Source organism: Bacillus sp. FSL M7-0558 (genome assembly GCF_038003245.1).
GTDB classification, from domain to species: domain Bacteria; phylum Bacillota; class Bacilli; order Bacillales; family Bacillaceae; genus Bacillus; species Bacillus pumilus.
This window is the reverse complement of the sequence record NZ_JBBOOU010000001.1, coordinates 3,227,596-3,246,089: the sequence shown is the minus strand read 5'-3', so window position 1 is coordinate 3,246,089 and position 18,494 is coordinate 3,227,596. Positions and strand designations below refer to the sequence as shown.

Sequence of the window (18,494 nt, the reverse complement as noted above, 5' to 3'; positions counted from 1 at the left end):
TCAAATGAACAACTGGCAGATGGATGCCGGTTGTTTGTTCGTTTATCTGACATAACAGCAGGTGAATGCTGACTCTTCACGTACAATGATCGTGAAGGAGTGAGAGATGTGTACATTCAACAAGATACACTCACGGATGGACAAATAGAGCAGCTGATTACCGCTCATATAGAAGAAATGAAAGAGCATTCCCCGCCAGAAAGCATTCATGCCCTTCCGTTAGCTGATTTGAAAAAGCAAGATGTCACAGTGTGGAGTGTGCGGGATGGAGAGGAGCTTCTTGGCTGCGGAGCGTTAAAGGAGCTGTCAAGTGATCACGGCGAAATCAAATCCATGAGGACTGCAGCTCTCCATATGCGAAAAGGTGTAGCAAGGTATATGCTGAACCATCTTCTCCAAGAGGCAAAAAGCCGCGGCTATTCACGTATCAGCTTAGAGACAGGTGCGATGTCTTTCTTCGAGCCAGCAAGAAAACTATATGAGAGTGTTGGGTTTTATATTTGTCCGCCTTTCGGTTCATATCAAGAAGATTCAAACAGTTTATTTATGACAAAGGAATTATAGAGGTCGAGAGAGTATGCTTATAAGCAGCTCTTTTTTTATGCGCAATTTTTGAAAGGGGGAGGATGTGGTGAAAGTATCAAAGTGGATCGGGGTGAGCGCCTTTCTCACTTTTTGTGTCGTATCTGTCATTTTTTTAACATCATTAGGTCAAGATTTATTTAGAATTGAAAGCGCTTCCGAAAAAGCGACAACAACCTATCAATATCACTTTGTCCTTGTACCGGAGGAGCTTGATAACGAATATTGGCAGCTAGTACAAAAGGGAGCTGCTGATGCGGCAGCCGCTCATCACGTGTATTTAGAATATTTGGGTCCGAAGCAAGCCGATATAGACGACCATTTGAAAACCATTGATATGGCAATCGCAGGGCATGTCGATGGCATTATGACACAGGGACTTGATGCGAAAAAATACAAACCGCTTTTTCAGAAGGCGAGGGAAAAGGGCATTGATGTTGTCACCGTTGATACGGATGCAGAGGGGAGTAAGCGTCAAGTGTATGTAGGCACGGACAATTATTATTCTGGCTTTATCGCAGGACAGGCACTCATCGCAGATACAAAAGGCGAACAGTATGTAGGAATTGTCACAGGCAGGCTTGATGCTGTTCATCAAAAGCAGCGCGTCAAAGGGTTTCGAGATGCCGTCGCCGCTGAAAAACGCATTCATATTGCTGGAATAGAAGAATCAGCCATTACCAAATCAGGGGCCTCCGGTGCCGCGTATAAACTATTAAACGATCATGCGAAGCTTACCGCATTTTACGGCACGAGTGCATTAGATGGTGCAGGGATTATTCAAGCAACAGCGCAATATCAATCGTCCGCAGATATCTATGTACTCGCATTTGATACGTTGCCAGATACGATTCAGGCGCTCGATGATGGAGAGATTGATGCAGTCGTTGTTCAGCACCCTTATGAAATGGGCTATCAAGCAGTGGAATCGCTTGTGCGTTTGCAAAAAGGTGAAAAAGAAGAACCGCTTCAGTACACAGGAACGAGTGTGATTCGGCGCGAGGATCTGCCGCTGCAGCAAACAGACAGAAGGCAGGGGTGCAGCCGTGAGAAGGATTCGAAGTAAATTGCTACTGGCATTTTTAACCCTTGTATTCCTTGGCAACGTGGCCGCTTTTTTCGTCTATTGGAGCAGCTCGAATATCACATCAGAATATAGCAGAAGCTTTCGTTCTTTTCTCCTGCTTAATGATATATCGACAGAGGCAAAAACGATGTATGAAAAGGTCAATGCGTATGCGATCGAAAAGGATCAGCAGTTTGCCAAAGAATATCTAGCTTCAAAACAAAAAATGAAATCCTACGACCGGGCATTGCGAAAAGATGCCGGGCTTCATGCGGCCATTCCTTCTATCGAAAAATACCAATATATGATGCGGACGCTCATCAATGAAAGTGATGCGACCATGACACATGTAAAAGAAGGGAAAATCAAAGAATATGCAGCAAGTGTGAAGGAAGTAAGAACCGTCTCCTCCTACATACAAGAGCAAACGATGACCCTGCTTGATGATGAATTGTCTGAGTATCAAGTACTTTATCAATCTCTGCAAAAAAGACACCAAACCTATGCGCTCTTTACCCTATGTTTGTTTACGCTGTCCATTGGGGTCGCCTTATGGATGGCGTATATGATTGCTGGCGGGATATCAAGACCGATCGTCCATCTCTCTCGAAGCGTAAAGGAAGTATCAGAAGGAAACTTTGATGGAGCGGACTTGCATGTCACCTCAAAGGATGAAATTTCTGTATTAAATGAGGCTTTTCAGCGAATGCGTCAAGAGATGAAACTGATGATTGAAGAGATGAAACAAAAGGCAGCCTTAGATCAAAAAATCAAAGACATGAAGCTGAAAACGCTGCAAAACCAAATGAACCCACATTTTTTATTTAATACCTTAAACATCGTCTCACGCATGGCTTACTTAGAATCAGCGGATGCCACATCGAGGTTGATCCAATCTGTTTCCACTCTCATGCGTTATTCGCTGTCAGCTCTCAGTGCATCCGTTACGCTCGAACAAGAAGTAAAAGTGGTCAAAGAATATTTTCATATACAAGAAACGAGATTTGCCGATCGTATCACATGCAAAACGATCATAGATGAATCGTGTTTATCTGTACATATCCCAAGTCTCACCTTACAGCCGCTTGTTGAAAATGCCTTTATTCATGGCGTCGAACCAAAGGAGGAAGACGGGCTTGTCGAACTCTCGATCTATCAAGAAGGCGGCTATGTGATGATTCGGATTCGGGACAATGGGATGGGAATCAACGAACAAGAGAAAAGGAGATTGCTATCAGAAAAAGAAGAGGAAGATCCAAACATCTTGAGTAAAGGGCACTCGACAGGGATCGGTCTTCGCAATGTGATGTCAAGGCTGCATTTGTTTTATGGGGTAAAAGATGCCCTGCAAATTGACTCAAAGCCAAACGAAGGCACCACCATTCAATTGGCTATTCCGATGAAGGAGGGACCTGCATGCTGAACGTGCTGATTGTGGATGATGAAAAGATAGAACGGCTAGCGATGCGGAAGTTCATGACGGATTGGCTTCCAGAGTGTCATATCGCAGGAGAAGCTGAAAATGGAAAGAAAGCGGTTGAATTCGTGCGAACTGAGCCCGTTCATCTTGTGCTCATGGATATTCAGATGCCCGGAATGGATGGACTCACAGCGATCAAGCAAATCAAAGCGAGCAGTCCTCATACAAAATTTATTATGCTGACAGCCTACGATACGTTTGATTATGCCAAGCAAGCGATGCAAGAAGGGGTGAAGCAATACCTCGTCAAACCGGCTGACAAAGATGAAACCATCGCCGCCATTCGCACGGTTGCGGCAGAAATTCAGCAGGAGGCGTCTCAGCGGCAGGCGATGGCGGCCGGTCAGCAGTCAAAGTGGCTTGAAGCTCATGTCATAAACGGTCAATCCTATACCTCAACGGAGTTTCAACAACTGTTTCATGAATTCAAAGCAGGTCTTGTCATCGCTGTACAGCGGACAATCGGGGATCAGCTGTTGATTGATTTACAGACATCTTCCCTTTTTCATACGGTGCCGATTCAGGTGAGTGGTGAGCTGTTTACATGTCTTATTTATCGTCACCAAGCGCCTGGTCAGTTAAAGGCAGATGTCCTGCAGGCGATTCGAACTGCCACAACAAACGATCAGCCTTCACCTGTCGTTGGCATAGGACACCCGGTCTCAAATCCGCTTTATCTTCAGAAAAGTGCAGCAGAGGCGAAGCTTGCCTATTATCAGCGGAAAAAGAGCCCCGGCGTTGTTCGTTATGGTTTTTACCAAACAGAAGAACAGTCTCATCCATTGATCCATCTGCCTGAGCTTGCAGACGATATGATGCAGGCAATGGAAGAAGGGAGAAGAGAGGATGCGCTCGCTTTATTCGATGCCTTTGAGCTAGAGGGGGCGACCCTGTCACAACTAAAAGAGCTGCTGATTTTATTTAAATCACGGCTCCGAACAGACTGGCCAATATTAACGATCAGCACCGCTGCTGAATGCCGTCAGTGCTGTGAATATTTATTTGACGTGTACGAAGCAAGAAACCAGACTGTGAATGATATCGAGCGGGCAAAGCGATACATCAAAACGCATTTTTGTGAACAGATCACGCTGGAGCAGACTGCCGCCTATGTTGATTTAAGTCCAACCTATTTCACAAAACGGTTTAAAGACGAGACAGGGCTGACATTTAAAGAATATGTGACCACCTGCCGGCTGGATAAAATCAAAAAGCTTCTCAAAGACAGCTCGCTTAGTTTAAAAGAAATTACCTATAAGGCAGGATATACAGACCCCAATTACGTCAGCCGTGTGTTTAAGAAGATGGTGGGTTGTTCAACGAAGGAATATCGAAAACAGACCGTAAAAAAATGAAGAATTTCATAAAAAAGTGAAGAAGTTTGCCTAAAAAAAGAAAGGATCTGCCATTATACTTATTATGATAACGCTTACAAAATGAGGATGGGGGATCAATCATGAAGGTTAAATTAGGCTTTACGCTGTTAGTGCTCTGTATGCTTATCGTCACTGCCTGTAGTTCATCGACGAGCTCAGATGCGAAAAAAGAGGGCGGAGCAGAGAAGCTCGACATTTTCTCTTGGTGGACTGGAGCAGGTGAGGAGGACGGACTGAAAGCACTCATTCAATTGTTTGAAGAGAAAAATAAAGACATCCCAATTGAAAATGCAGCCGTCGCAGGTGGTGCTGGTACAAATGCAAAGGCTGTTCTGACTAGCCGGATGCAAGGAAATGACCCGCCAGCTACATTCCAAGTACATGGCGGAGCGGAGCTGAATGAGAGCTGGGTCACAGCAGGCAAAATGGAGCCTCTGGATGATCTATATGAAAAAGAAGGCTGGAAGGACAAATTTCCAGAATCACTCATCGACCTTGTCAGCAAAGATGGGAAAATCTATTCAGTACCAGTGAATATTCACAGAGGCAATGTGCTTTGGTATAACAAGAAGGTATTTGACGATGCAGGCTTAGAGCCACCAACGACCTTTGATGAATTTTTCAAAACAGCAGATGCATTAAAGAAAAAAGGCATTACACCGCTCGCACTTGGGGATAAAGAGCCTTGGGCAGCAACACATTTGTTTGAGAGTGTGCTGCTCGGCGTTTTAGGCGCTGACGGTTATCAAAAGCTTTGGGCTGGCGACATGAAAATGGATGACGCAAAAGTGAAGGAAGCGGCAGACATCTTTGGACGTATGCTTGAATACGTCAATGATGACCACAGCTCACGTAACTGGCAGGATGCCTCGCAGCTCGTAGCAAAAGGGGAAGCTGCAATGAATGTCATGGGCGACTGGGCGAAGGGGTACTTTGTGAATGATCTGGATCTGAAGGTGAATAAAGACTTTGGATACGTGGCGACTCCTGGCACAGAGGGAAGCTTTATGGTCATCACCGATACATTTGGACTGCCAAAGGGCGTGAAACAGCCAGAAAACGTGAAGAAATTCTTATCTGTTTTAGGATCTGTGGAAGGACAGGATGCATTTAATCCGCTGAAGGGATCGATTCCAGCACGAGTGGATGCAGATGTTTCTAAATATGATGAATACGGAAAATCGGCGATGAAGGCATTTAAAGAATCAAAGCTGGCGCCGTCTCTCGCACATGGTTCAGCTGCTGAAGAAGGGTTTGTGACAAAAGCGAATCAAGCCGTCAATATCTTCGTCACACAAAAAGACAGCAGCCAGTTTGTTTCATCTTTAAAAGATTCAATGAAATAAAGACGAGGAGGCGGCGACTAAGCACCGCCTCTTTTTTAAAAAGGAGTGTAGCTTCATGCGTATGGATACATCGCCGATCACAAAAGCAGCAACACCCAAAGTCAAACGTGTGCGGAAAAAATGGAGTGGGGATCAGCTGCTTGCGCTTCTATTTTTAGCCCCGTCGGCTGTTTTATTATTCATCTTTGTTTACGGCTTTATTGGCTGGACAGGGTATGTGTCATTATCAAATTGGACCTCGCTTGTTCCTGATTTCTCTTTCGCAGGTCTTCAAAACTATATCATGCTGTTTCAAGATTTCCGCTTTCAGTCAGATCTTCGAAACACGGTCTTTTTCACTCTATTCTTTATTGGAGCCGTTATTGCCTCTGGGCTCGCACTTGCGATTTTACTAGATCAGAAGATCAAGGGTGAATCTCTATTTCGGAATTTATTTTTCTTTCCAATGGCCCTTTCCTTCGTTGTGACAGGGGTCGTCTGGCAATGGATTTTAAACCCGTCCACAGGGGTGAATCTATTTTTAAAGACGCTTGGTATCCAGCCTAAGTGGTACACGGATACGAACATTTTAGCTGGATTTGTCTGGGGGAAAATTGAGTTTGGTGTCCCTGCAGCAATGATTGCAGTCGTGATTGCAGCTGTTTGGCAGATGACTGGATTTTCTCTAGCAATGTATTTGGCGGGTTTGAGAGGCATTCCAGAGGAAGTAAGAGAGGCTGCTAGAATGGATGGCGCAACCGAGTGGCAGATTTACTGGAAGATTATTTTCCCTCTATTAAAACCGATAACTGCAAGTGTCATTATCATCATGGCTCATATTTCATTAAAGATTTTCGATTTGATTTACTCGATGACAGGACCGGGTGCAAACTTTGTCACAGATGTTCCGGGCGTTTACATGTTTGAAATGACCTTTAGAGGAAACCATTATGCAGGCGGTGCCGCCATCGCGATTGTGATGCTGATCTCTGTTGCGGTCTTTATCGTGCCATATCTCCTGTCGAGCCGGAAGGGGGCGTCATCATGACAGCTAGATGGTTTGTCCGTCCAGTCCTTTATGCTTTATTGATTTTGTGCAGTCTGTTTTTTCTGATGCCAGTCTATGTCATGCTCGTCACAAGCTTGAAGCCATTAGGTGAAGTGACCCTTGAGAAAATGTGGGCGCTACCGTCAACACTCGATTTTTCAAGCTATCAAATCGCATTTGAAAAGCTAGCGCCCAATTTAATGAATTCTCTTTATCTAGTCATTCCGGCTACCTTATTGTCAGCTGTCTTAGGGGCGATGAATGGCTATGTCCTATCAAAATGGCGTTTCAAAGGATCAGAAGTGGTCTTTACGCTGATGCTGTTTGGAATGTTTATTCCATATCAAAGTATCCTCATTCCACTCATTCAATTTTTACGTGAAGTCGGATTGTATAATTCGATTCCAGGTTTGGTGCTTGTCCATGTCGTATATGGACTCCCAATCACAACGCTCATGTTTCGAAACTTCTATGTGAGCATTCCTGATGAAATGATTGAATCGGCAAAAATGGACGGTGCAGGGTTTATCGGGATTTTCAGACATATGATTCTTCCGCTTTCGATCACAGGATTTGTTGTAGTCGCCATTTGGCAGTTCACAAATGTGTGGAATGAGTTCTTATTTGCAGTCACGATGACCACTGCGGAGCATCAGCCAGTGATGGTTGCCTTGCAAAATCTATCAGGCAGTCAAATTGTGCAATGGAACGTCCAAATGGCAGGGGCGATATTGGCCGCATTGCCGACACTCTTGGTCTATATTCTGCTCGGAAAATACTTTGTCAAAGGGCTTCTCGCAGGCTCTGTCAAAGGATGAAACATTTTAGTGTTATCGTTTTCATTTGGTGTACTGAAAGGATTGACTTCTCTTTAGATAGCGTCATAATAAAAGTTGAGACTTGCTAGTTTTCATCAAGCTTGGCAAGGATTATCAAAGGGTAGCAAAGGGAGGAGTCATCCTGAATGAAGCAGTCACCAATTTTTTTACTGCCTGAATTGAAGGAGAGAATATGGGGAGGTACAGCCTTAAGAGATCAATTTGGCTATGATATTCCTTCTGATCAAACGGGAGAATGCTGGGCAATTTCTGCTCATCCAAACGGACCAAGTGTCGTGCAAGACGGTCCATATAAAGGGAAAACGCTGATCGAACTATGGGACAATCACAGAGAATTGTTCGGGGGAATAGAAGGCGATCGATTCCCGCTGTTAACCAAAATTTTAGATGCAAACCAGGACTTATCCGTTCAAGTTCATCCAGATGATGATTATGCGGAAAGACATGAAAATGGCGAGCTTGGAAAAACAGAGTGCTGGTATATCATTGACTGCAAAGAAGGAGCAGAAATGATCTATGGGCACAATGCAAGAACAAGAACTGAGCTTGTGACCATGATGAACAGTGGAGATTGGGAAGGTCTTTTGCGTCGTGTGAAGATTAAGCCTGGTGATTTTTATTATGTGCCAAGCGGTACCATTCATGCGCTTTGCGAAGGAACGCTTGTCCTCGAAACGCAGCAAAGCTCAGATACCACCTATCGGGTATATGATTATGAACGAAAAGATCAGAATGGCAATGAACGTGAACTTCATTTTGCGCAAGCCATTGATGTCACAACGGTTCCCCATGTAGACGGGTATGCAGATGAATCAGTTGAAACACGCCGTGGGCTGACCATTCGAACGTTTGTTGAAGCAGAGTATTTCTCTGTGTATAAATGGGAAATTGATCAAGCAGTGGAGCTTTCGCAAGATTATTCATTTTTGCTGTGCAGTGTAATTAGCGGGGAAGGGGCTCTAACGCATGATGGACATACATATCCACTGCCTAAAGGAGCTCATTTTATCCTGCCAGCTGAAACAGGGAGCTTCTCAATTGAAGGAACTTGTGAGCTGATTGTATCGCATATATAAAGAAAAAGAGGACTTCGAAGGGGTCCTCTCAGATTGTTGACAAAGGGCGAAAATGACCTTTATTTTTGCCCTTTGCCTTCTTTTCAGCGTGATAGAAAACCTTTGAAGTCTAGGAAGGACGAGCACCGGAGCGGAGCGAATTTGACATTCGTGAGCACCGAAGCGCAGACCTGACACCGAATGCGAGGGTTTGTCTACACGCTGAGAGGACTTCGAAGGGGTCCTCTATTTTTCTATTGCATAAATAACTTGAAAGAGTACTTGTTTTTGTCGATAAAGAGATTAGTAGACTATTATGCAAAGTAAGAGAGGGACAGTGAACGTGAAAAAAACCATCAAGATTATGTTACTCGCAGCTGCCTTTGGTATGACAATACAGACGGGCAAAGAAGTGCAAGCAGCCTCCTATGTCGATCAATCCATTTATACGATGAACACCTCAAAGGTATTTACAACAGAATCAGAAGTAAAAAAAGCAGTGGAAACATTGAAGAATGACAAAAAGTGGACAGCCACTTATCAAACCTCAGGAAACACGTCGACCTATCAGCTCACTGCCTCAGGATATGAGTCACAAGCAGCAGCGAGTGCAAGTGCAGCTGCATTAAAAAAAGAGACGGGTATGAGCGGTACGGTGTCCCCAGTGGGTGACCGCCTTCCATTACAAAAGGTCGTATCTGACCCCGTCAATGATGAAGCTCAGGCGAAAAAGCTCTCGCTCGAGCTAACGAAAACAACAGGGCTCGGTAGCACCTATGAAGTCATCAATCAAAGCAGACCTTCTTATCAGGTCATTTCAGGAACCATTGATTCTGAAACGAAAGTCAAAAATATTCAAACCGAATTACAAAAGCAGGCCGGTGTCACCAGTACATACCAAACTGAAAACAAAGCTGGCACTGTGTATCAGCTGATTTCAGGCGGTATCGTTGGACAAAGTAAGGCGAATACGATCCTGCAAGGCTTTCAAAAAGAGTCTGGTTTAAAAGCAGTGCTTCAAACGGTGACAGCAGGCAAGCCATATTACATCGTCACATCAGCTACACAAGTGAGCCAGTCAAAAGCACAGACGCTTCTTACCCAGCTCCAAAGAGAAGCGAAGATCAGCGGGAAGATTCAAAAGACAGGCGCTTTAAAAAATGTGTATCGCTTGGAATCAGGCTATTTCAAAGACAACAAACAAGCATCCTCAGCTGCGGCCCAGATTAAGAAACAAACCGGCGCTACAGGGACTGTGCAGCGAGTGGGAAAAACAAAAAATTATATCGTGAAGCTCAATCAACTGAACGATACAGCATACGGAAAAACGGTGGCCTTTTTCAAGAAAAAGAAATGGCGCTACACATCAAAAAAGATCTCTTCTACACAGCCATATCAAGTAGTGACTGGAAACCTATTAGGAGATGATCAAGCGAAAAAAGCAGCAGCTTTCTTCCAAAAGAAAAAGGTATCAGCGACAACGAAAAAAACAGGTAAAGCATCTGACAGCACGTATCGACTTGTCGTCAATCAATCAGCGGAGCAAGCCAAAATAAATAAAGGTGCCGCATATTTAAAAACGCAGAAAGTGACAAGCAGCATTACAACTGGTAAGGGCCAAGCTGTCAGCAAAACGTATAGCCTCAAGACAACACCTGTATATGAGCAAAGTAAAGTCAAGCAGGCTCAAGAGATTATCAAGAAAAATGGCGTTGCCAGCAGTACAAAAACGTTGACAGAAGCGGTTAAACAATACCGGATCACGACAGAGCCGACGGTGAATCAGACTAAACTGAATCAAGCGCTAAGCTATTTAACGAAACAAAAAATGAAAGCAGCTGCTCAAAAAACTGGGACAACAGATTATGCTCAATATCAGATCAAAACAGGTGCCATCTCAACAGCTGCATTGCGCGATCAAGGCATGGCATTTTTCAAAAAACGGAATGAATCAGCTGCCTATCAAACAACAACGAAACCAACCTACAAAATCAACATTACGCAGCAATTCACAGGATTACCAACTGTAAATGCAGCGATTGCTTTTGTGAAAAGTCAATATGGCTGGACAGCTACAGCTGTAAAAATTAAAAATGGCCCAATGGTCATGCAAACGAACTACAACCTCACTGTCAATGAGATGGTGAACAAGCAAATGAAGGTGTCACCACAGACAGATGGTGCAGCCTATGTCTATGCACCATATGTTGACACGGCGACGTCAACTGTGAATACGGACGGCTTAAATGTTCGTTCGACACCTGATTCGGGCTCTGCGAGCAACATCGTGGCGCAGCTGAATAAAGGAGCAAAAGTGAAACAGCTTGGGAAAGAAGGAAACTGGATCAAGATCAGCCTTGGCTGGAGAAATGCAAGCTCAGCAGAGGTGCAAAAATATGTAGACCCAGCCAATATTGCTGAGGGCACTCAATCTTATTTTCAATTTCTGAAACTCTCTGAAGCTGCGAATCTCAATCCGGCAGAAGTCAATTCAAAGATTCTAGCAGGCAAAGGGATTCTAGCAGGTAAAGGACAAGCCTTTATTACGGCAGCGAAAACGTATCATATCAACGAAATTTATCTCATTTCTCACGCGTTGCTTGAAACAGGTAACGGAGGTTCCATTTTAGCGAATGGTACGATGTTTAATGGAAAGAAAGTATATAATATGTATGGCATTGGCGCATACGACAGCAATCCGAATTACCTCGGTGCAAAATATGCGTATGAACAGCAATGGTTCACGCCAGAGGCAGCCATTATTGGCGGGGCAAAATTCATTGGCAACAGCTATATCAACCACGCCACATACAAACAAGATACGATTTATAAAATGCGCTGGTCTAGTTCAGCGACTCATCAATATGCAACAGATATTGGCTGGGCATATAAGCAAGTCACTCGTATGTATAGCTTGTATAACTTACTTGATAACTATACGCTCTATTACGATATCCCGGTTTATAACAAATAAAAAAACGTCCGTGCTTCCTAATGAGAAGCCGGACGTTTTTTGTGTAAGAGCTGCTGTTCAATAAAGAATAAGAGCTGCTCACTGGACCTTCCCTTTGAATATTGATTCCATTCCTCTGCGAAGGTTTTAATTCGTTTTAGTTGATCTGATTCATTTAGATGAAGTAGCTCCTTCAAGAGCATGCTTTGAGTGATACAAGCCTTCCCAGGAATGATGTCCTCATACCGATCGACTAAGCCGCGTTTCTCTCGATAAGTGTCTAAGTCATAAGTGAAGAACAAAACAGGCTTTTCAAGCAGTGCATATTCAAACACAATCGATGAGTAATCTGTGATCAGGACATCGCATGCACAAAGCAATGGATAAAGCGGCTGATCGGACACATCAAATATCCATTCATCGTCTGTTTCCGCCTTCGCTAAATGTTTGACCGCAGGATGAAGCTTGACGAGCAGAATATAATCTCCGTTTAGCTCTGTTTGTAATTGCTCCTTTGAAAAAGGCAGGACAAGACTGTCCATTGCAAAGTCTCGATAGGTCGGTGCATAAAGCAGGATCTTTTTCCCTTTAGGAAAATCATTCGGCTTCAAGGAAGACGGGCGCTGGTCATAGTACACATCCGTCATCGGTACACCTGTTGGTAAAAAACGTTCATCATTCACCCCAAACGAAGACTTAAAAATCTCGCGCATATGATCTGAGCCTGTAACGATATAATCGAAAGACGCATAGACTCGTTTGAACCGTTTGATGTCACGACGGCTTCGTTCCGAATTTGAAGCATCTTCAAGACCGAATTTTTTCAACGCCCCATTGGCATGCCATACTTGAATACAGGTGGTAGAAGGACGTTTTCTGAGTACGCTTGTCATGAGAAAGTAATTATCTGTTACGACAACCTTGCTTTTAAACATCGTATAAATACATTGAATGAGATGGAGAGGATTTTTTTCATGAAAATAGCGAAATGACAGATGAGACTCGTCCTTTTCTATCGCAGAAGCATGCTTCGTATAGAGGACAGTAAGCTTCATCGTCATGTTCGCCTGTTGTTGATAAGTATCAATAAGAGCAGCTGCATTCTCTTGAAATGAAACAAGCAGCGTCACCTGGTTTTCACGCGGTTTCACGCCGCTCATCAGCCATCCAATAAAAGAAACGAAAGCTGCATAGCTTGAAATGATCATTGAGCGTATATTTATCATTGGTCAGTCTCTCACAGCTGCTTCGTCTGATCCTTTACTTGCTCAGGATAGTAACGTTTTTTTCCTTTGTTTTCTTTCAATACGGCAAAAGCGTATTTAGGAATATTCAACATTCGCTTCCATCTCCATGGATTCACAACAAGTCTGTACAGCCATTCTGTATTTGTTTTAATCATCCAGCGTGGTGCACGCTTCACCGTTCCGCTAAATACATCAAAGCTTCCGCCTAAACCGATGCAAACAGCCTGCGGGAATAAATGACGGTATTCATAAATAAAGTTCTCCTGATTTGGGTAACCTAAAGCAACGAACACCATATCTGCTTTCGAGCGAGCGATTTGTTTTGCTACGAAACGTTTATCGGCTTGATAACCGTCACAGCTGCCTGCAATGACCACATTTGGATATTCCGTATCAATTCGCTGTTTAACAGCCTCAAGCACTTCTTTTTTCGCCCCATATAAAAAGATACTTTTAGACTGCTTGTTTGCTAGATCAAGCATAGACATGAAGACATCAAAGCCAGCAATTCTTGACTTCAGCGGACTTTGTGTCAAACGTGACATTAAGACGACGCCTACACCATCCGGCAGCACATAATCCGCAGAAGAGACAACTTGATGATACGTCTGATCCTTCATAACAGCATAGCCAATCTCTGGATTGACAGTCGCAATCATGGCGCCTCTTCTTTGAGAAATATGATGGTGATTCATATAGCTAATAAATTCATCTAGGTCGCCATTTACATAAGAAAGGTTAGAGACCACTTCTGTTTGCATTGTTTAGACCTCCTTTTTCATCTTGTTATCTATGAACGTTCATTGTAAATTCATTCTTCGTCTACTCATCATTTTATCACAGATGCTCCATGAAATATTAACAATAACTTTACAAACCTTTAAATTTCATGACATTTTCATCAATTCATAAGGAGGCTGCTGCGAGAAACATTGATTCTTCGGACTTTCGCTTCTGCGCCCAATAAATTGGAAATAGTTTGTCTTTACATCTGCTTAACGTTTGATGGGCGCTGTGATATAATGAGGTTCCGAAGAGCGAAAAAATACGAACGAAGATCATAGGATTACGGATAAACGTTACTGCATGAAAGCAGTTGAATAAGGAATGAAGAAAGGAGTTCATGTTTGCGATGAAGAAAGTTATTACTTACGGTACATTTGATTTATTACACTGGGGGCATATTAAGCTGCTCGAACGTGCAAAGCAGCTTGGAGATTACTTAGTGGTGGCCATTTCGACAGATGAGTTTAACTTACAAAAATCAAAAAAGGCTTATCATAGCTACGAGCATCGAAAGCTCATTCTTGAAACGATTCGCTATGTAGACGAAGTCATTCCAGAAAACAGCTGGGATCAAAAAGTCCGTGACGTGCAAGAGCACGATATTGATGTGTTTGTCATGGGAGATGACTGGGAAGGTAAATTCGATTTCTTAAAAGAGCATTGCGAAGTCGTGTACTTGAAAAGAACAGAAGGCATCTCGACAACACAAATTAAGGAAGAAATTGCTGGACTTTAATAGATCAAAAAAAGTACTTCTTATCTTTTGGTGAGAAGTGCTTTTTCATGTAAAATACAATGAGCAAGTTATCATTATTTTTAAGGAGAGCTTCCTTTGTTTCAAAATTGGATGAAGAAAAAAGTTGAACACACATTGGATCAACCTGAACAACATGAAACAATGACATCAGTTGACATGCCTGATATGGACTACTACTTTATCATGGGTGATGTACCAAAACAGGATGAGCACTTAACGAAGTCTTTAAAAGCAAGATTAAAGCCATTGGCTGACAAACATAAACGTAATGCCATTTTAACTTTGAATTATGATGCAAATGTGAAAGAACATATTCATAGCTTGGAGGAGACCCTTCTGCACCAAGTTGACATCTTGAATGTATTTGAGCACTATATTCTACCGGAAAGCGGAAGTAAAAGGCGTTACTCGGAATTTATCATCGGTACATCTTTTCAATCGATCAATGAAGCAGTGATGCCAGCAGAAGAATCAACAGTGCAGGTGACGAGATATGAACTGCCATCTTCCCCTATTTGTTATATTGATCAATATAATGAAGAGCAGCAATTAGTAAAGAGGGAAGAGTACAATTGGCAGGGCGTTTTGTGCAGAGTACAAAGCTTTGTTCCTCATACAGGTGCCCTATACTTGGAAGAACTAATCAATGACGATGGCAATATCTATATGGAGATCATCTACCCTGGAGATACAAAAAAGAATCCAGTTCGGCATATTAATTGGTATAAAAAAACAGGAATTCAAACTTTTACAAAGAAGACAGATATAAAGCAACGATGGTTATCTAGTATTCAAACACAAAATGACCGTTTGAAACTGATGATTACAGAAGACCGGGATCAAGACCGTCACCTGTTTAAAATCGATCAGCCCGAAACAACGTATTATGCTGCATTTGTACATGACGCACATTATGAAGAAGATCCGCATCAACTCAATTCTCAATATGAAGAATTATTTAAACAAATAAGAAAACAGCAAGTGGATGCCGTCTTCTTTGGAGATACTAAGCATAAGGTAGATGTTGAGAAGGTATTGGGAGAACAAGCCTATTTTTATCTTGTGCCTTCTGATGAAATGTCTCTTTGGAATACAACGCTACATCATATGCTCGAAAATCGTGAGCGTAAAGATGAACTGAGAAGGATCGTGGACCGCATGAAATGGGTTTTGCGTGATCTAAGCGCTGAACATCATGTTCTTCATCTTCAGCTTGAGCTGAAGGACGAAATGAGTCATGCGGATCATGTGCAAATCGATTTCGCAGGATATGATCGAGTGAATGGAGCTGAAATCATATCTCAAACAATCGATGAAAACCATCAAGTCAGCTTCCCAATTGGGCATTTTCAAACAAAGAAAAACATTGAAACCAATCAAACAAAATACGTTGATTTTTACATTCGTTTTAAAACAGAAGAACTTCAGGAAGTTTTGCAGCGTCTAGAAGTAGAGGAAGAGCTGCTCACCAATAAACCATCGTCAATCGATGGGTGGTCGTATCAAACGAAACAAGGAAACTATTCTTGGAAAGTAAAATAATGTGACAACACAACGGTAAGATTTCTGAACAGAGGAGATTAACGATTAATGATTGAAGAGGGAATTCATAAGAAGAGTGTCGTTGAAGGGTTAAAAAATCATCATGAGAAACTAGAAATGCTTATTCGCATCGACGATGACATGCCATTAACAGATAGAGAATTTTATTTGTTTATGAGGGAAAGGGTATCAAAACAAGAGCTTTTCCTTCCGCTTGTTCATCAAGAAGACAATCTATTCAAATTGGTATTGAGTGAACCATCGCTTCCGCTTGCATTAGAGCAGGGTCAGACATACAACCTGTATGTGACGGACTATCTGAGTGCAAACAAAGAAGAGGATGAGGACGAGCTTGAGGACTCAGCCTATGATTCTGATTCAGAAGAAGAGGAAGAAGAACTAAAAGAAACGGATCATGCCGAAGTAGAAGAGAAGACGCCATACTATAAACGCCGTTTAAAAATGGAAATAGAGAAGCCAGAGCTGACTTATTTAGAAAATAAAGACGCGATGCTGTATGTCATCCCGTATCGTACGGATAAAGGAAATGCATCGTTTAAAATCAAGCGTGAGCTAAAGGTTGTGAAATTCAATCATATCGAGCTCAACAAAGAATGTACGTTATCTTTATCTGGTTATGCAGGCGTTCTCAGTGCAGAGCATCCTTATGAAATCAAGGAAGTAAAGCTTCTAGTGAAGAGAAATGGCGAAGAGCCAATTGAGCATCGCTTTCCGGTAAATATGACCCCAATAAAAGATGAAGTGGTCAAATACCGTGATGATCAACAGGTACCTCAGCTTTATCAATTTCTAGCAGAAGTTCCTTTAGAGGAATTGACCTATTCGTTAAACAAACGTTTTGTATATCGTTTCTATTTTGAATTTATTTGCGATGTAGGTGGAGTAGAGGAGACTTTAACGACCACTTCTTTAGTCCTTGGAGATCGCTCAAACAAACTCAAAGGGCTTGTTCAAATTCATAAAAGAAATGATGTACCGATTCGATATGAGGTGTATCGAAAGAAAAAAAGACAAACGCTTGGCATTCGAATTAATGATTATACAATGAAAACACGTGCGAAGTACTATGTCAAAAGCAAGTGGAAGAAGTTCAAAAAGCAAATCGGTAAAATCAAAAAAGTCCGTAACCGTCTTGTAACAAGGACCTTTAAAACGACCTTTCAGCTGGCGAGCAAGCTGTCTGTGAAAAAGAAAACCGTTATGTTTGAAAGCTTTAATGGAAAACAATTTAGCTGTAACCCACGTGGGATCTATGAGTATATGAAAGAAAATCATCCTGAATATACGTTGATCTGGAGCGTGAAAAAGGGGCACGAAGCACCGTTTAAGGAAAAGGATATTTACTATATCAATCGTCTGTCATTGAAATGGATTTTTGCGATGGCAAGAGCTGAGTATTGGGTCGTCAACAGCCGTTTGCCGCTATGGATTCCAAAACCAGAGCATACAACATACTTGCAGACATGGCACGGTACGCCGTTAAAACGACTGGCGATGGATATGGACGAGGTGCATATGCCTGGAACAAACACGAAAAAATACAAAAAGAATTTCACGAAGGAAGCGTCGAATTGGGACTACCTCATTTCTCCAAATGCTTACTCGACTGAAATCTTCACACGTGCCTTCCAATTTCAAAAGACCATGATTGAGTCAGGATATCCGAGAAATGACTTCCTTCACAATCAAAACAATGAAGAAACGATGAGAGTACTCAAACAAAAAATGAACCTGCCGCTTGATAAAAAATTAATCTTATACGCTCCGACATGGAGAGACGATCAATTTTATAAAAAAGGGCAGTACAAATTTGATTTAGACCTTGATTTGCATGAGCTGAGAGCCGCTATCGGAGACGACTATATCATCATTCTTCGTATGCACTATTTAGTAGCTGAAAACTTTGATTTAGGACCATATGAAGGCTTTGCCTATGACTTTTCTCATTATGAAGACATCAGAGACCTTTATATGATTTCTGATCTGCTCATAACAGATTACTCATCCGTGTTCTTTGATTATGCAAATCTCAAACGTCCGATGCTATTCTATGTGCCAGACATCGAAACATATCGTGACAAGCTGAGAGGCTTCTACTTTGACTTTGAGCAGGAAGCACCTGGACCTCTTGTGAAAGAAACAGCCAGCGTCATTGACTGGGTAAGAGAAACAGAACAGCCAACCTTTACTTTGCCAGCTTCATTCGCACCGTTTTATGAAAAATTCTGCTATTTAGAGAGTGGGGAGTCTTCGAAGCGTGTGGTGGAAGTAGTGTTTTCTGAAAAATAGTTTAAAAAGTACCGTTCTTCCCCTTTTGAACGGTACTTTTTTGTGTTTTTTATTCCAATGTACACATATTTAAAAGTTATGGTAAAAATAAAAAAACATAGAATTTTAACAGTAAACATGCTAAATTT

At 42.3% G+C, this 18,494-nt stretch carries 14 protein-coding genes; 12 read left to right on the top strand and 2 right to left on the bottom strand.

Going from position 1 to position 18,494, the window contains the following annotated elements; genetic code table 11:
• Positions 1–108 precede the first annotated feature (108 nt).
• The 9 genes from MHB79_RS16495 to MHB79_RS16455 all read left to right on the top strand — a co-directional run bounded on the left by MHB79_RS16495 (position 109) and on the right by MHB79_RS16455 (position 11,745).
• The gene (locus MHB79_RS16495) at positions 109–564 is read left to right on the top strand and encodes a GNAT family N-acetyltransferase (protein WP_340990253.1); all 456 of its coding nucleotides are present in this window, start codon (positions 109–111) and stop codon (positions 562–564) included.
• Positions 565–631: 67 nt separating this feature from the next.
• Positions 632–1,648, top strand: a complete 1,017-nt coding sequence (locus MHB79_RS16490; protein ID WP_340990251.1) for a sugar-binding protein — start codon at positions 632–634, stop codon at positions 1,646–1,648.
• On the top strand, positions 1,629–3,071 hold the full coding sequence (locus tag MHB79_RS16485) for a sensor histidine kinase (protein ID WP_340990249.1): 1,443 nt from the start codon (positions 1,629–1,631) through the stop codon (positions 3,069–3,071). Before MHB79_RS16490 ends, MHB79_RS16485 begins: the two co-directional genes overlap by 20 nt.
• A complete protein-coding gene (locus MHB79_RS16480) occupies positions 3,065–4,483 on the top strand; it encodes a response regulator (protein ID WP_340990247.1) in 1,419 nt (472 codons plus the stop codon). Before MHB79_RS16485 ends, MHB79_RS16480 begins: the two co-directional genes overlap by 7 nt.
• A gap of 101 nt (positions 4,484–4,584) precedes the next feature.
• Complete coding sequence (locus MHB79_RS16475) at positions 4,585–5,850, top strand: ABC transporter substrate-binding protein (RefSeq protein WP_253622104.1); 1,266 nt, start codon at positions 4,585–4,587, stop codon at positions 5,848–5,850.
• A gap of 61 nt (positions 5,851–5,911) precedes the next feature.
• Positions 5,912–6,877, top strand: a complete 966-nt coding sequence (locus tag MHB79_RS16470) for a carbohydrate ABC transporter permease (protein WP_420726663.1) — start codon at positions 5,912–5,914, stop codon at positions 6,875–6,877.
• Positions 6,874–7,695 carry a carbohydrate ABC transporter permease gene (locus MHB79_RS16465; RefSeq protein ID WP_050944374.1) on the top strand — a complete coding sequence of 274 codons (822 nt, stop codon included), beginning with the start codon at positions 6,874–6,876 and terminating at the stop codon, positions 7,693–7,695. Before MHB79_RS16470 ends, MHB79_RS16465 begins: the two co-directional genes overlap by 4 nt.
• Before the next feature lie 146 nt (positions 7,696–7,841).
• Entirely contained in the window at positions 7,842–8,792 is a 951-nt protein-coding gene (gene manA / locus MHB79_RS16460) for a mannose-6-phosphate isomerase, class I (RefSeq protein ID WP_003212875.1), read from the top strand.
• A 322-nt stretch (positions 8,793–9,114) separates the two neighbouring features.
• Positions 9,115–11,745 (top strand): N-acetylglucosaminidase, encoded by a 2,631-nt coding sequence (locus MHB79_RS16455; protein WP_340990244.1) that lies wholly within the window; start codon positions 9,115–9,117, stop codon positions 11,743–11,745.
• A gap of 17 nt (positions 11,746–11,762) precedes the next feature.
• Here the strand turns inward: MHB79_RS16455 and MHB79_RS16450 are convergent, their stop codons facing one another.
• Together MHB79_RS16450 and MHB79_RS16445 are read right to left on the bottom strand one after the other, a co-directional pair.
• Positions 11,763–12,950, bottom strand: a complete 1,188-nt coding sequence (locus MHB79_RS16450; RefSeq protein ID WP_277551580.1) for a CDP-glycerol glycerophosphotransferase family protein — start codon at positions 12,948–12,950, stop codon at positions 11,763–11,765.
• An 11-nt stretch (positions 12,951–12,961) separates the two neighbouring features.
• A complete protein-coding gene (locus MHB79_RS16445; RefSeq protein WP_003213336.1) occupies positions 12,962–13,732 on the bottom strand; it encodes a WecB/TagA/CpsF family glycosyltransferase in 771 nt (256 codons plus the stop codon).
• A gap of 371 nt (positions 13,733–14,103) precedes the next feature.
• Here MHB79_RS16445 and tagD point away from each other — a divergent pair, with 371 nt between their 5' ends.
• The 3 genes from tagD (at position 14,104) to MHB79_RS16430 (ending at position 18,366) form a co-directional block, all read left to right on the top strand.
• Positions 14,104–14,493, top strand: coding sequence for a glycerol-3-phosphate cytidylyltransferase (tagD, locus tag MHB79_RS16440; protein ID WP_008343212.1), 390 nt, complete (start codon positions 14,104–14,106; stop codon positions 14,491–14,493).
• Between the two features lie 96 nt (positions 14,494–14,589).
• Positions 14,590–16,056 (top strand): alpha-glucosyltransferase N-terminal domain-containing protein, encoded by a 1,467-nt coding sequence (locus tag MHB79_RS16435; protein ID WP_340990242.1) that lies wholly within the window; start codon positions 14,590–14,592, stop codon positions 16,054–16,056.
• A gap of 48 nt (positions 16,057–16,104) precedes the next feature.
• Positions 16,105–18,366 (top strand): CDP-glycerol glycerophosphotransferase family protein, encoded by a 2,262-nt coding sequence (locus MHB79_RS16430; protein WP_340990240.1) that lies wholly within the window; start codon positions 16,105–16,107, stop codon positions 18,364–18,366.
• Positions 18,367–18,494: the final 128 nt, after the last annotated feature.